Source organism: Cryobacterium psychrophilum, assembly GCF_004365915.1.
In the GTDB taxonomy this organism is placed as follows: domain Bacteria; phylum Actinomycetota; class Actinomycetes; order Actinomycetales; family Microbacteriaceae; genus Cryobacterium; species Cryobacterium psychrophilum.
The window spans coordinates 2,872,756-2,887,120 of the sequence record NZ_SODI01000001.1 but is presented as its reverse complement, the minus strand read 5'-3'; the positions used below and the strand labels follow the sequence as shown (position 1 = coordinate 2,887,120).

The 14,365-nt window shown below is 63.3% G+C and carries 16 protein-coding genes; 4 read left to right on the top strand and 12 right to left on the bottom strand.

Going from position 1 to position 14,365, the window contains the following annotated elements; translation table 11 throughout:
* Window positions 1-3: 3 nt before the first annotated feature.
* The 9 genes from EDD25_RS13500 to EDD25_RS17600 form a co-directional block, all read right to left on the bottom strand.
* The gene (locus EDD25_RS13500; RefSeq protein WP_134173888.1) at window positions 4-921 is read right to left on the bottom strand and encodes an HNH endonuclease; all 918 of its coding nucleotides are present in this window, start codon (window positions 919-921) and stop codon (window positions 4-6) included.
* Window positions 922-1,492: 571 nt separating this feature from the next.
* Window positions 1,493-2,899: a ParB/RepB/Spo0J family partition protein gene (locus EDD25_RS13490; protein WP_134173886.1), complete on the bottom strand. Its 1,407-nt coding sequence runs from the start codon at window positions 2,897-2,899 to the stop codon at window positions 1,493-1,495.
* 85 nt (window positions 2,900-2,984) lie between these two features.
* Complete coding sequence (locus EDD25_RS13485; RefSeq protein WP_134173884.1) at window positions 2,985-3,932, bottom strand: helix-turn-helix domain-containing protein; 948 nt, start codon at window positions 3,930-3,932, stop codon at window positions 2,985-2,987.
* Between the two features lie 125 nt (window positions 3,933-4,057).
* On the bottom strand, window positions 4,058-4,519 hold the full coding sequence (locus tag EDD25_RS13480) for a hypothetical protein (RefSeq protein WP_134173882.1): 462 nt from the start codon (window positions 4,517-4,519) through the stop codon (window positions 4,058-4,060).
* The gene (locus EDD25_RS13475; RefSeq protein ID WP_134173880.1) at window positions 4,512-5,336 is read right to left on the bottom strand and encodes an ERF family protein; all 825 of its coding nucleotides are present in this window, start codon (window positions 5,334-5,336) and stop codon (window positions 4,512-4,514) included. The genes EDD25_RS13480 and EDD25_RS13475 overlap by 8 nt, the downstream gene beginning before the upstream one ends.
* Window positions 5,333-6,448, bottom strand: coding sequence for a YqaJ viral recombinase family protein (locus tag EDD25_RS13470; RefSeq protein WP_134173878.1), 1,116 nt, complete (start codon window positions 6,446-6,448; stop codon window positions 5,333-5,335). The genes EDD25_RS13475 and EDD25_RS13470 overlap by 4 nt, the downstream gene beginning before the upstream one ends.
* Window positions 6,445-6,741: a hypothetical protein gene (locus tag EDD25_RS13465; protein ID WP_134173876.1), complete on the bottom strand. Its 297-nt coding sequence runs from the start codon at window positions 6,739-6,741 to the stop codon at window positions 6,445-6,447. Before EDD25_RS13465 ends, EDD25_RS13470 begins: the two co-directional genes overlap by 4 nt.
* Entirely contained in the window at window positions 6,738-7,076 is a 339-nt protein-coding gene (locus EDD25_RS13460; protein ID WP_134173874.1) for a hypothetical protein, read from the bottom strand. The genes EDD25_RS13465 and EDD25_RS13460 overlap by 4 nt, the downstream gene beginning before the upstream one ends.
* Before the next feature lie 545 nt (window positions 7,077-7,621).
* Window positions 7,622-7,780, bottom strand: coding sequence for a hypothetical protein (locus tag EDD25_RS17600; RefSeq protein WP_166671302.1), 159 nt, complete (start codon window positions 7,778-7,780; stop codon window positions 7,622-7,624).
* Window positions 7,781-7,985: 205 nt separating this feature from the next.
* On the opposite strand from EDD25_RS17600, the gene EDD25_RS13455 reads away from it, so the two are divergent.
* The 3 genes from EDD25_RS13455 (at window position 7,986) to EDD25_RS13445 (ending at window position 10,211) form a co-directional block, all read left to right on the top strand.
* A complete protein-coding gene (locus EDD25_RS13455) occupies window positions 7,986-8,231 on the top strand; it encodes a helix-turn-helix domain-containing protein (protein ID WP_206751351.1) in 246 nt (81 codons plus the stop codon).
* 281 nt (window positions 8,232-8,512) lie between these two features.
* Window positions 8,513-8,767 (top strand): helix-turn-helix domain-containing protein, encoded by a 255-nt coding sequence (locus EDD25_RS13450; RefSeq protein WP_134173870.1) that lies wholly within the window; start codon window positions 8,513-8,515, stop codon window positions 8,765-8,767.
* 25 nt (window positions 8,768-8,792) lie between these two features.
* Window positions 8,793-10,211, top strand: coding sequence for a recombinase family protein (locus EDD25_RS13445; protein ID WP_134173868.1), 1,419 nt, complete (start codon window positions 8,793-8,795; stop codon window positions 10,209-10,211).
* Here the strand turns inward: EDD25_RS13445 and EDD25_RS13440 are convergent.
* The 3 genes from EDD25_RS13440 to EDD25_RS13430 form a co-directional block, all read right to left on the bottom strand.
* Window positions 10,198-10,665: a Flp pilus assembly complex ATPase component TadA gene (locus EDD25_RS13440; protein WP_134173866.1), complete on the bottom strand. Its 468-nt coding sequence runs from the start codon at window positions 10,663-10,665 to the stop codon at window positions 10,198-10,200. The two genes, EDD25_RS13445 and EDD25_RS13440, sit on opposite strands and share 14 nt — an antisense overlap.
* Window positions 10,666-11,014: 349 nt before the next feature.
* Window positions 11,015-11,815: a 3-hydroxybutyrate dehydrogenase gene (locus EDD25_RS13435; RefSeq protein ID WP_134173864.1), complete on the bottom strand. Its 801-nt coding sequence runs from the start codon at window positions 11,813-11,815 to the stop codon at window positions 11,015-11,017.
* Between the two features lie 34 nt (window positions 11,816-11,849).
* Window positions 11,850-13,256, bottom strand: coding sequence for an MFS transporter (locus EDD25_RS13430; protein WP_134173862.1), 1,407 nt, complete (start codon window positions 13,254-13,256; stop codon window positions 11,850-11,852).
* A 167-nt stretch (window positions 13,257-13,423) separates the two neighbouring features.
* On the opposite strand from EDD25_RS13430, the gene EDD25_RS13425 reads away from it, so the two are divergent.
* Entirely contained in the window at window positions 13,424-14,353 is a 930-nt protein-coding gene (locus tag EDD25_RS13425; RefSeq protein WP_134173860.1) for a LysR family transcriptional regulator, read from the top strand.
* Window positions 14,354-14,365: the final 12 nt, after the last annotated feature.

Sequence of the window (14,365 nt, the reverse complement as noted above, 5' to 3'; positions counted from 1 at the left end):
CATTCATGCGCCGATCTCCCTCTCGTCGGTCTGAGTGGCAAGCGATAGCGTCTGCATCGCTCGTTGTTCGGGTGTGGGCCGACCGCCCGGACGCGCCTTGTCTGCGATCGACTTATTGGCCGCGAGACGCAGCCGGTCGTAGTTCTTCCGGAACGTCGGCATCGACATCACATTGGCTTTCCAGAACGAGTCCGCTTGGCACCAGCGCATGAGTCGCTCAGCGGCGACAGGGTCGCGCGCATCAGCCGTCAGCATCAGCCGAGCAGCGTTCAGCCACCCCTTGCCGATCGTCGGCCGCTTCGACCCGTTGCCCACGATGAGTTCGCTCAGCAGCGCGCAGAGGGCGTCGACGTGTTCTTTGTCTTTCTCTTTAAGTAGGTCGGGTCGGGTCGGGTCGGGTCGGGGATCACGAACAGTCTTGTTTTTATCTAGATCGGACTTGGCTGGATGATCTAGGTACGAAGACCCACCGTGTTTTAGGTCTGACTCAGGTTCTGAGCCAAGTTCGGAGCTTGTGGGATCTAGGTTCGTACCTAGATCGGATCTAGCTTCGATCTGAATCAAGACCAATCCGGCCTCTTGCGGGGTGCGTCTCCCCTTGCTCGAATTGCACCCCCGGCACGACACCACGAGGTTGTCGACCACGCTCGGCCCAGTCGGGTCGACGTGATCATAGGTGCCGCCCTTGTTGCCTCGGCGGTCGCTCCAGCCGACCCGTAGCCCGCAGTATCGGCAGTTATCGCCGTCACGTGCCCTGACCGCTTCGCGCAGATCAGGGTTACGTGAGACGGCCTGCCGAGCGGCGTTAGATGCCCGCTCGGCCAGCACGTACTCACGACTGAGCTGATACACGAGCCAGTCGTGGAACTCGAACCCGAACGGTTTGACCTCCCACAGCTCGGCGCGCACCAGCTCCTGCACGACGGCCTCTGTCGACATGAACAACGGCAGTACGTGCTTCTGCACCTGCCCGTCTGTGAGCTGCTGCGAGCACCAGCTACCTGCCCGAACCCACAGCGCGATCGCCTCCGGGCTCAGGCCTAAAATCTTGGGGTGACTCCAGAACCCGTCATCGATCTTGAACCAGGACAAATTAGTTCGCCTCCAGCCTTTCTTGTGCTTCGGTTGATGTGATCCGGACGATGCCGCCCAGATCGGTCAGCAGCGCCCAGTAGTTCCCTGACTGCCGCACCGCCCCGATCAGTACCGGGATGGTTGCGGGATCAGGTACGTGCGTTCGTACGATGTAGCCGTGCTCGCGTGACTGCTGCGGGTGGGCGTGAACCCAGCCATGGCAACCGGTCGTGCCGGAGCCGCAGAGCAACACGAGCTGTGGGAGCGAATGACCCCCGACCTGTCGCCGCTGCCGGTGGTGCCGCGATCCTCCATCGATCGCGACACCACACCTCATGCAGCGATACAGGTCGCGGCGGTCCACCTGGTCGGTTACTGACCTCGGTGGGTTCTTCGCGATCCGAGCGCCGGCCACGACCTACGCCGCGTCAGCGTTAGTGATGAATGCCTGCTCGATCTCCGAGAGCCCGTATCCCCATTCCTTGAGCTGGGCCATGTAGCCGGCCGCTTGCAATGGGTCGATATTCCACGTGTGGGCGAGGTTCTGTTCGTTGTCGGCAACAATTACCGCCACCATGAAGCGCTCTGACTTTCTCGGGTTCGCGGCCAGATACGCACGACCGATGTCTCCGCGATCCTTAGTCTCTTCGTCGCCAGGGATCTCTAACCATGTCAAGACCTCTTCGGACACTCCGCCGTACCCTGAGAACGTCATGCCGAGAGCGAGGAACGCAGTCACATCGGGCAGTTTTGACCGCTGGAAAAATTCGGCAATCCATACGGACCGCACTTTGTCAGCCGCAGCGAGTGCCGCACGCTTGACGTTCTGGGCCTGGATCTCGATTTCTCGCTCGGCCCGAGCTTCTTCCTGTTCTGGCGTTAACTTCCGGTCGTAGGTCAACGGCACGAACTCCCCTGCATACTCTTTCAACAACAGGTATTGGATAGTCGGCCAGCTCCCATAAGACCCGTCCGGGCGAGCACCATAGGTCAGGGAAGATCGGCCAGCTAGGCCGGGATGCCCAGCCAAATCGGCGGCGAGCAGGCACACGGTCGGAGACTCTGTGCGGGCCATCCGTTCAAGCCGCTCGAACTCCGGTCCGTCACCATGCCCCACATAGTCACCCTCAACCCGAGTGAGAACGACAGCCCCCTCAGAAACGAGCTGCGCGTCTATCCGGTCGCGTTCCTCAGCCATAGCTTTCTTGGTGAGAAACCCATTCACGGCGTGGTCGAACTTTGACGGGTCGGTTTCAGCCACCTTCGTCAATGCCTTTACGACCTCGGCGTCGTCGCCGAAGTCCACGAGCTGCGCCGCTTGGTCGAGCGTCAGCGCGTACTTGGAGAACGCATTCGCTGCGACCTCGTTCGCGGCCACGTCGAGCGACTTCTGCACGCGCGCCTTGTTGGCTCCCGTCGACTTGGCGATGGTCGCGGCGGGTATCCCGAACAGGCTGAGTTGCTTGTACGCTGCAACGTGCTCGGCCTCGTCCAACCCCTCGCGCTGGTCGTTCACTGTGATCTGCGTCAGCAGCCGTGCAGCCGCGCTGTCGGCTGCACTCACGATGAACACAGGCACGAGCTTTAGCCCGGCCTGAACCGCTGCGAGCGTTCGACGCTGACCGTCCGTGACTTCTACCGCGCCGGTTGCGTCTCGCTCCCCAAGGATCGGGACAATCACCCCGTTCAGCTTGATGTTCGCGACGAACTCGGGGCTGATCTTGGTTTCAGTCCGGACGTTCGCAGCGATGATCAGCGTCCCCGGATCGAGGTTTTCCAGCGTGGAGTTCGCATCGGATTCTTTGGACTTTTTCGGTGCTGTCATGCTCTTTTTCTCCCTGTTCGTGTAAACCAGCGGCCTGCCTGAGTGATCAGGTAAGCCGCTGCGGTTGCAGTGTTGAATATGGATTTCATGCCGCGTCACGCTTCACTAGGTCGCCGTCTTCAAACGCTTCGAGATTCAGTTCCTGGCGAATCCGCAACACGGTTCTGTTCGCAATGTGCAGTTGCTGCGCGATGCGAGGATCAGACCACCGATGAGAGTGCAGCCGGGTGACGGCTTCGCGCCGCTCGGCAGGCGATAGGCGCACGTCCTCGCCCTGCAATGCCAGATCGACTGCCATTTCATCGATTCCGTTGGCGCCATCTGAGATCGGCGGTGTGACATCGGTGTCGATGTCATCCCATGCCAAAGGCGGCAACCACCGGCGCTGCTTCGAGTAGTTCAAAGCTCGCGTGCGCGCCGTCTTGTCGGGCCAGTCGGCATGCGGTGGCTCTGTGTTCCAGATCCGGTCGTATAGCTTCGATACTTCGAGGTGGAAAGACACGGTGACCTGATCGGCCTGCATCATCGTCCACCAGTTGCCACGCTCCCGCCCGACCATCGCGCAGAGCTTCGACTGCGACCAACCACGAGCCACCAGCGCCTGCACACGCCGGTGCACGCCCCGCGAGGGAATGCAAGCCGACGGTGCGAGCGCTGTCAATTCGGGCTTGACGGCCAAAATGGCAGCGGCCTTAGCCCGAGGTGTGCGCTTGATCACTTCGCCCTTGCGCGGATCGTCCGGACCGCCTTTGCGCCCGTAGATCAGCGACTGCACCGCAGTGTTGCCGACACCGGACAGGGCGGCGATCCTCTTCCACCCCAGACCAAACGACTGAAGGTGCGCGAGGTGTTCACGCACCGGACCAGCATCAGTCAGACCGTTGTCGTACGTGCCGTAGAGATGCTGCCGGCTACGTGCACGTGAGCGATCGGTGTTGCCAGTTCGACAGTTGTCGCACCGGCATTTGTGGAATACGTAGCAGGTGCCAACGACTCCATGCCGGTGATCAGGTGGGCAGATGAAACGGTCCATGGTGAATTACTTTCCGATCTGGACGGACCAGCGGCCCGCCTGAATGAACAGGCGAGCCCTCCCGCCTGGTTGCTTCTTGAATCTGCGAACTAACCAGGCGGCGTCCGCGCCGCGATGTACGCGAATCACGTGCCGACGTGCGCGTGAACCCGATCGGCCTCACGCTCATTGGCGTTCATCGAGCGCCACACTTCGATCTGGTTTTTGATCGTGTCGAGGCGCTTCCGTGCGAGCCGTTCGAGCTGCTCGGCCAGCCGGTACCGGAGGTTCGCGGCGTTGACATCGGGGAGCGCTGCGGCACGCTTGCCGCACATCTCCCCAGACCGTTCACCGGCGTCGCGGAACTTGACCTCGTGCATGGCGGTGAGTACCTCATAGGCCGCTTTCGCATCTGCGAACTCCTTGCCAGCGCGGCCCATATCCCAGCCGAAAACCCACTGCATTGCGACGAGCTGCGCACCACGACCACTGATTGCGGTTCTATCGAGTGCCGCGACCAGGCGGCGGTCCAGCTCGTTGAGGTGTGACGGAGCGTAGATGCCCACTTCTTCGAGCTGGAGCGCGATGGCCGGCGTCATGTCAGCCATTGGCTGGACTCAGGGTCGGGGCCGGCTGATTGGCCTCCGTGGTCTTCTGCACGAGCACCCGCCGCACCGCCGTGAGCATTTCAAGAACCGTTGTCCCATTGAAGTCGAGCACCGCACCGAGCTGGCTGGCCTTCTCGGCCTGCGCGTGGACTTTCGTCAGCGCTTCGACCGTCGTGCATGCGGCTGCGAGGTTCGGCCAGTTCACTTCGACCTCTGGCGCCGCAGCGGCTACGCCGGGAACGTCATCGATCTTTTTCAGAGCCGCCTTCGGCTTGGCCGTTGCGCTGGCTTTCTGGGTGGACTGGTCCGGGTCGGGACTGTTGGTCTGAAGGCAGAGCGTCTGCACCAGGTACGTGCGCAGAGCGATCGACCACGCGGCCGCCGTTGCGCCGCCCGTCGAACTGCTGCCCTCGGCCGAGACGATCGTGCGGATTGGCTTGCCGCCGTCGAGACCGTGCCACGAGTACTGCACCCGGAGCCGCACCGTGGTGAGTACTTCACCATCCGGTGTGTTCAGCGCTTCCAGACTCTGGCCGACATCCTTCCCGATGTAGAACCCGCCGACCTTGACGAGCGCCGGGTGAACGGCATCGAGGACGTCGTCCAAGCTCCGGAAGTTGTAGGTGTCGTCTTCGCTGCGCTGATTCTTACCGACAGCTTGCACAGCGGCGAGCACGCCCCAGAGCGATCGTGCCGCCGTCACCGGACCGGGCGTCGGTGGAGCCTGTTCTACGACCGGGGTGCGCGGGGTGGGCTTTCGCTTGACGGGTGACTTCGCCGGGGCTTCGACGGGTGCTTCTGTTTTGGTGGTCGTCATTTGGTGTCCTTTGTTTTGACGGCGGTGACGGTCAGCTTTCCGCTGCTCGTCGGGGTGTTGGTGGTGAAGGTGTCGAGGTGCAATGCCCACGCCTCACGGGTCGGTTCGAGCTGCTCGACCTCGTACGCTCGTGCGCGCTCGGAGAGCTTGGCGATCTCGTCACGCGTGACGATGGAGTTCGCCAGAACCTTCGATTGCGCCAGGTCGTGCGCTGCGGCCAGATCCGGGTCGTCAGCCTTGGCCGCGTCGAGGTCGACGGCCCACGAGTCGGTTTTCGTTACCTTGTAGCTGAGCGAGGCGTGTGCAAACTTGGTAGCGAATTCGCCCCTGATCGCGGCGAGCGCGTTGAGCGCGTCCCAGTCGGTGACTTTCGAGGCTTTGGCGAGCGCTTCCGCGTCGCGGTGGAACAGCAGCGATCCGGCTAGGCGTTCGAGCTCGTCGGCCTCAGGCAGCACCTCGGCTTCTTCGCTCGCGGTGTCGAGCAGGGTGAGGAATTCGTCGGCGGTGATGACGAGCTGGTCTACGGTGCGCTTGAGTAGCGCCTCGATGTCGGAGCGGGTCAGCCAGATCGCGACGGGATCTCCGACCGGCTGCGGTGGGCGCTTGGGCCAGTGCGACCAGTCGTTGTCGTGCAACTCCCACACGAACAGCGTCCGGTCCGCACCGCAGACGATGAGCTGCCAGAGCATCTGGAGCAGGTAGCTGCGCGGGATCGTATCGAGCGGTGTGCTGGTCGTTTTGATTTCTGCGAGCTGGAGCGCCTCGTCAAAGTTGATTCCGATGCCGTCCGGTGTGGCGAGGTGCCGCGAGTTGAGAGCGGCGTGGAAAACGCGGGTGTTCGGCTTGATGCCGTATCGGCGTTGCACCCACTCGGCTAGCGGTGCCTCACGCTGCTTGCCGTAGGCGACAGCGCGGGATTTCAGCTCTGCGGGCTCGCCCGCCGCTCGCTTTCCCTCGATCAGACGCCGGCGTACAGCAGGCCCGCCGTTGTCGAGCTTGGCGATGTCGGTCGCGGTCACACCGCCGTTGCGCTCAGCGTGCCAGGCTGGCCGGTCTTCGGACGATGACCCAGCTCGGGAGAGCAGGTCATCGAGTGCGTTATCGAGGTTCATTCGTGTTCCTTTGAATCGAGGTGGTCGGAGGGGATCGGGTCACTGAGCAGCAGCACGATGGCGGCCGCGAAAATCAGCGACATGCTCAGCAGCAGCGAGCCGTCGAGCGTCGTGATGTCGCGCACCAGCCGCACGGCGGCGACGGCGATCGCGAGCAGGGAAAGGATCGCCGCGAGGTGCACGGCAGTGATGACGCGGCGCTCGCGGGGCGGGGCCGGCCGGATCGGAGTACCGAGGCCGTCGAGCCGCTCGAACACCGAGTACTCGGGGTACGGGTCGGCGGGACGCTTCACGTGGCCACACCCCATATGCGAGTGCGCCGGCCAAAGCCCGTCTTGTCGAAGGAGCCGGTGAAGTAGACGAGCTTGCGCAGCTCCAACTCTTTACGAGCTGTGCGGATGCGTTGCGGTGTTGCGGGGCGGTTCACCTCATGGTTGGTGACGGCGAGCGCGTGAGCGGCGACCAACTCGCCATCAGTGCGGGCCTTCTCTCGTAGAGTGACGCTCACCCACGATTGAAGCTCGGTGAGTGCGTCGGCGGTGATGGACTCTCCCGCCTCGTGGCTGGTCTCGGGGTCTCGTGAGCGGGTCGCCCGCTCAGGGCGTGGAATAGGCTGTGGAACTGACACTGTTTCTCCCTGTTGTCGTGGCCCCCTGTTAGAGCAGGGGGCCGTTTTTTTTGGTCAGTGCGACGCCGGGGTTACCCGGTCGCCGCTGGTGGGGAACGAGCAAGGCCCACCGACCCGTTGCGGCTTGTCACGCCGCGATCTCCCCGCTAAGCGGGGGCTCATACGCCATCCCGGAGACCTAGCCGAGGCAGTGCGTATCTCTGTGTAGTTATCAACGCTTGGTCCTGCCGAGCGCTTTGTGATGCACGAGCGGGCGCGCCCCCAGTGGAGAAGGACGGCCAAGGTGATGCGACCAGCGCGTTTGGGCACGCCGGCGGTTCGCCCTGCAGTGCAAGGCAAGATTTGGGGTGATGCGGCCCGACTCAGATGCAGGCGGTGATGCTACGCGGCGCGTTCTGCCGTGATAATTCGTTCGAGCGAGGCGACGGAAGGGCCACCCGCATAGTGCGCTGCTACGGCTTGAGCATGAGGCGTCAGCTTGCGGGCCTCACGCATACCAGCCCAGAAGAGGGATGCGGCTTGGTCGAGGATTTCCAGCTTGTTCATTACGCAGCGACCGGATCGAGCCAGGCCATGTAGTCGGCACCGAGGGCCGTCCCGAGGCGCTTGAGTTCAGCGACTGTGAAGAGGTCTACGTTCTGGATTTTCGTCCGGAGTGTGGACCGTGCGATTCCGGATGCCGAGGCGAGAGCTCCGTCTGACATGTCGAGGGACTTTCGTAGGGCGTTGATTACATCCGGTGCGGGGACCGGCTTAGTAATCCCGTCTGCTTGAGTAAAAGTTGGTGACATATATGTCACTGTACAGACATTTATGGCACATGACAAATCTGTCACTACATCGGTTTCGATAGGCAATCCCCTATCCGGGGACTTGGCAAGTGACAGATATGGTCATAAAGTGACAACTATGACCGCAAGAATAGATCCCCTAGACCTCGCCGTAAGCACAGTGCTACGCGGCCACCAGGGACAAAAGAACGTCACGAACGTCCACCTGGCCGCCACGACCGGAATTCACCCTCGGACGCTCATTCGCATACTCGAAGGCCACCGGGCCGCGACGGTCGGCGAACTTCGCCTTCTAGCTGGCGTGCTCGGGTCGACCGCCTCGGAGATCGCCGTCGAGGCCGAGAGGCTCATCGAGAATGCCTGACACTGCCACGGCGCACCGACGCGCCTGCCGAATGACGGAGCTGACCAGCAGATCCGCGTCATCTACTGGCAACTCGTCAGGCACGCCCGCGGCGTTGGCCGCGCTTGAGAGCCTGGATCGAACGACTTCCGAAAAATTCACTGCTTCCCCACTTTACGTTGTATCGAACATACATCCGACCGGCGACACTCACGACACGGACCGAACATTCAGTCGAACCATGTATATGGTCGAGTCTAAGCTTCAACGCTTGGGCATGTCCAAGCCGATAGCGTCGAACCGTGCCAAAAGGAACCGCGCCCAAACCCGGCCCCGTGTCCCTGGCACTAGCACCGCTCCTCAACGACGCATTTCTCGAACTGCTCGTGACACAAAAGCGATTCGGAGAAATGCTCGGCGGGGTGCCGCAGTCGACAGTCTCGCTATACCTGCGCGGGGAACGGGCCATAGATGTGGACTTGTTCGTGACCATGTGCCGCGTGCTGAGCATCGACCCCGTGGAGGTATTTGCCGTAGCCGTGCGCTCTACGGAGTAGCACCTCTCTCGAACAGCGGCGCGGCATGAGCCGCGCGGAGGCCAAACCGCGGGCGATCCTGTACCTGCGCCAGTCCACATACCGCGAGGAATCCATCAGCCTTGAGCTGCAAGAGACTGCGGGCCGGGACCACTGCGCGAAACACGGATATGTCGTCGTCGGCGTCGAGGCCGACCCAGGCATCAGCGGCCGCACATGGAAGCGCCCTGCCGTCGTGCGAGTCATGGACATGATCGAGAGCAAACAAGCCGATGTCGTCGTGCTCTGGCGATGGTCGCGCCTCTCTCGATCACGCAAGGATTGGGCGCTTGCCGTCGATCGCATCGAAGTCGCCGGGGGAAAGATCGAGTCGGCGACGGAACCCAATGATGTATCCGCATCGGGCCGGTTCGCTCGTGGGGTCATGACCGAGCTGTCGGCATTCGAGTCGGAGCGCATCGGTGAGCAATGGCGGGAAGTGCACGTGAACCGCGTAAGCCGGGGGCTGCCCTCCGGACGGCTGCCGTGGGGATGGTCGAGCCACGAGAGAGGTGTCGCACAGAACCCGGAGCAGGCCCCCGCAATCCCGCAGCTGTACGACCTCTACCTGAGCGGCCTCGGCTCCCGGCAACTGGCCGCATGGCTTGAGCAGAACGGTTACCGCACCTACTACGGAAAACCGTCATGGTCACACTCCACGGTGACCGCTATCCTCGACTCGCCCTTTCACAGTGGCCAGATCACCTATCGTGGCGAGCTATTTCCCGGCGGCCACGAGGGGTTGATCACGGTGAAGAAATTCCAGCAGTACCAGGCGATGAGAGTCGAGCGGGCCGACGAGCGCGCTCCGAGAATTAGCTACCTGTTGTCAGGGCTCATGAAGTGCGCGTGCGGCGGCACGATGCACGGGTTTTCCAATCTCATGGGGAAGCGGTCGAAGGTGCCGTTCTACGGTTACCGGTGCCACGACGCCGCCCTGAACCCGAACCACGGGCCCGCGAATATCTCGATCAAGTTCATTGACCCCAATATTTTCGCGTGGCTTGAGACAGTGGGCACTATGAGCGACCCAGCGCCGGACTATGCTGCGGCCGCGGCGAAGGTGGACTCCCAGCGGTTCGCCCGCGAGATCCTGGCGGTAGACGCTCAAATGAGTACGCTCACGCAGCACCTTGCGCAGGGGATCGTTCCAGAGCGAGCGTACCGGGCGGCGGTCGCGGATATGGAGTCTCGGCGGGAAGTGCTCAGTGACTCGCTGCGGGCCATAGAGTCTATGGTCGTACTCGCGCCGGAAAACCCGGCGAAGATCGCGCAGAGCCTTGTGGAGGGCTGGCCTACGGTGCCTTTGCAGACGAAGCGCGCAGTGATCCGCAGCCTGGTGTCTAGCATCGTGATCGATTTCAGTGCACCGCGAACCTTGACGATTGTGCCTCGCTGGGGTGCCCCTTTAGCTATGGACGTATAGCGTCGGGAATCACCACGTGGAGGCGTGAGCCATCGGGCAGCGACGCGTCGACAAAAGGCGAGGAGAGGTCGACCCGCCTGCCGGAGGCTTGCAGCATCCGCTCGACCAGGTCACGAACGTCGCGCTCGGTGAGAAGCAGTGTGGTGAGCTCGGGCACACCGTCTCGCGCCACGAACACCCGCGCCGGCCCGTTGATCCAGACCTCCTCGATGTCGGGATCATCGAGAAACGGCTGCAGCGCGCCGAAGCCCGTGAGCGATGCGACGACCTCCCGTGTCGCCTGGTGCTCGTCGGCGAGCAGCGGAAGCGAACCACCGAGGGCGCGTTCGCTGTAGCGCCGCACCTCGTCGCGCACGTACTGCTCGGCGAGCGCGTTATCGGCCGCCAGGTCAACGCCGTCACGGCGCACGCGCAGGCGCACCTGCTCGGTAATAATACGTACAGCCTCAGTCATGGGTGCATGATGCCCCACTTCGGCGGCTCATCGAGAGTTATCCACAGCCCCGTTCGCGCCACACCAGCGGTCCAGGCAGGTGTGCCGCGATTTTCTGCGAGGTTTCGCGCCCGCCGGGTACGTATTCTCGGAGATTTTCGCGGCACGCCGTGTCCGTAGGCGCCAGAGACGGTGTGCCGCGATTTTCTCCGAGGTTACGCACGTCCCCGGTGCATAGCCTCGGAGATTCTCTCGCCCGCCGAGGGCCGCGACGACAAAACCGGCCGCCAGCCTCCGATTGCCCCCGTAGTAGCGAGGGTCACACGGAGGTCGGCGGCCGGTTTACTGACAGAGTGAGCGAACCCGAGGGTTAGCGGGCCGACCAGCCGCCATCCATGGTGTAGCTCGAGCCGGTGACCATGGCCGCGTGCTCCGACGCGAGCCAGCCCACGAGGGAACCGACCTCGGCCGGTTCCACGAGGCGCTTGATGGCGCTTTCGGTGAGCATGATCTTGCTCAGCACCTCCGACTCGGGGATACCGTGCGCGATGGCCTGGTCGGCGATCTGCTTCTGCACGAGCGGCGTGTTCACGTAACCCGGGCTGACGCAGTTGCTCGTCACCCCGTGCGCGCCGCCCTCCAGTGCGGTGACCTTCGAGAGGCCCTCGAGCCCGTGCTTGGCCGACACGTACGCGGCCTTGAACGGCGATGCGCGCAGACCGTGCACGGACGACACGTTGATGATGCGGCCGAAGTTGCGCTCATACATCTGTGGCAGCGCCGCGCGAATGAGCAGGAACGGGGCTTCGAGCATGAGCGCGAGGATGCGCCGGAAATCGCCCGGATCAAAGTCCTGGATCGGGCTGATCCGCTGGATTCCCGCGTTGTTGACGAGGATATCCACGCCGTCCATCGCTGCTGCGAGGCCCTGCTCACCGAATTCTTCGGTCTTGAGCAGGTTGACGGCCCAACTCGAGCCCCCCACCTCCTCGGCGAGCGCGGCGGCGCCATGAGCGTCCATGTCCGCAACAATCACGTGCGCACCCTGGTCCGAGAGGGAGCGCGTGATCGCGGCGCCGATTCCGCTCGCTCCCCCCGTGACCATCGCGCGCTTGCCTGCGAGCGGGCCGGAACGCTGTGCAGTGAGTGGTGATTGGAATGTGTCAGTCATGATTCGCCTCTCGAGGGGGTAGCGGATGTTGTCGCTATTTGACAGGGACGGCCGTGGGCAGACCGTGCTTACGGGCGTCGATCGCGTCGATCTCGCGCAGCGAGGATCCACGGGATTCCTTGAGCGTGAGCACGGCGACGACGGTGATCGAGCAGGCGATCGCGAGGTAGATCGCGACCGGCACCCAGGAACCGTACGCCTTGAGCAGGGCGACGGCGATGATCGGCGCCATCGAACCGGCCAGGATCGACGTCACCTGGTAGCCGAGCGACACACCGGAGTAGCGCATCCGGGTCGGGAACAGCTCGGCCATGATCGCCGGCTGGCCGGCGTACATCAGGGCGTGGAAGCAGAGTCCCAGCGTGATCGCCAGGATGATCAGAACCGGGTTCTTCGTGTCGAACATCGGGAAAGCGAACAGCGCCCAGGTCGCGCCGAGGACGGCGCCGGCCAGGTACACCGGCTTGCGGCCGACCCTGTCGGAGAGGCGCCCGACCTGCGGGATCACGAGGAAGTGCACGAGGTGGGCCAGGAGCAGCGCGAACAGCAACTTGCTGGTGTCGTACTGGTGCACCGTGACGAGGTAGACGATCGAGAAGCTCACGATGATGTAGTACAGGATGTTCTCGGCGAAACGCAGGCCCATGGCGCTGAGGATTCCGCGCGGGTACTTGCGCACGACTTCGAGCACGCCGTAGTTGACGACCTTCTGGGCCTCGGCCTGGGCGCGAGTCTCGAGGAAGATCGGGGCTTCGCTGACGTGCGTGCGGATGTAATAGCCGACGACGACGATGATGGCGGAAAGCCAGAACGCGACGCGCCAGCCCCAGCTGAGGAACGCTTCAGGGGTCAGGAGCGCGGAGCTGGCCAGCAACACGAGGGTCGCGAGGAGGTTACCGACCGGAACCGCGGCCTGAGGCCAGCTGGACCAGAAACCTCGGGACTTGTTGGGGCTGTGCTCGGCGACGAGCAGCACGGCGCCGCCCCACTCGCCACCAACGGCGAAGCCCTGGATGAAGCGCAGGGCGATGAGGAGCGCGGGAGCCCAGTAGCCGATGCTGTCGAAGCCCGGCAGACAACCCATCAGGAAGGTCGCGACGCCGACGAGGACGATCGTGAGCTGCAGCGTGTGCTTGCGGCCCAGCCTGTCGCCGATCTGGCCGAACACGATGCCACCCAGTGGCCGGGCGATGAAGCCCACCGCGTAGGTCAGGAAGGCGGCGAGGATGCCGTCCAGCTCGCTGCCGGCGTTCGGGAAGAAGACCTTGCCGAAGACAAGGCTCGCGGCCGTGGCGTACAGGAAGAATTCGTACCATTCCACGACGGTTCCCACCATCGAGGCGGCCACAATCTTCTTGAGCCCGGAGGTTTCGGTTACGTCACCGTTCCCCTTGGTTCCTGCGCTGGGTTTCGCGCCCCCGACTTGCTGGTTGACGCTCATGTCAGTCTCCTTCAGTGTCGTCTCTGACACGCGATTGACCGGCCCAGGGCCGGCACAGTATGAATGGTGGCGCGCGTGCATGAAGCAGACGCCTCCACCGAGTATTCCTGTCACCTCGGCGTGCAACAAGAACCACTTCGACACACGCTGTGTGCATAATTGCAGATATGACATTCCTGTCCGCGTCACAAACGCCCCCGAATCCCGATGACCTGCTCGTTCTGCTCGCTGTCGCGCGCACGGGTCGGTACACCCTCGCCGCCGAAAGCCTGGGCCTCAACCACACCACGATCTCCCGGCGCATCACAGCCCTCGAGAAGGTCCTCGACGGCCGGTTGCTCTCCAAAACCGTGGGCGGCTGGGAACTCACCACCCTCGGCACCCGCGCCGTGGAAGCGGCCGAAAACGTGGAAGCGGCCGTCGCCCTTCTCGCCGCCCCGCTCGGAGCGACGCCGCAGCTCTCGGGCGTCGTGCGGCTCTCCGCAACGGACGGCTTCAGCGCCTACATTGCCGCACCGGCCGTCGCCAACCTGCAGCGCAGAAATCCGAAGCTGCGGGTCGAGATCGTCACTGTGACCCGCCGCGCCCTGCAACAACGCTCCGGCCTCGACATCGAGGTGGTCGTCGGTGAGCCGCAGGTTCACCGGACCGAGGCCTTTCAGCTGGGTTACTACATGCTCGGCATGTACGCCTCGCGCAGCTACCTGGCCGAGAACGGCATCCCGCAGAACGTGGCCGAACTCTGCGCGCATCCGCTCGTGTACTTCGTCGATTCGATGCTGCAGGTGGATGACCTGGACGCGCCCCGCCGTCTCGTGCCGCAGATGCGGGATTCGATCACCTCAACGAACGTTTTCGTACACGTGGAGGCGACGCGCGCGGGCGCCGGAATCGGCTTTCTGCCGTGTTTCATGGCCGACCAGCACAACGACCTCGTGCGGCTACTGCCGAACGATTTCAAGGAACAACTTCCGTACTGGATGGTCTTGCGACCCGATTCCCTACGCCAACCTGCCGTTGCGGCCGTCGTCAATGCCCTTCGCGCCCAGACCGCCGCCTACGCCCATGTGCTGATGGGTCGCTCCGTCGCGCAATGACGCTGGCGTAAT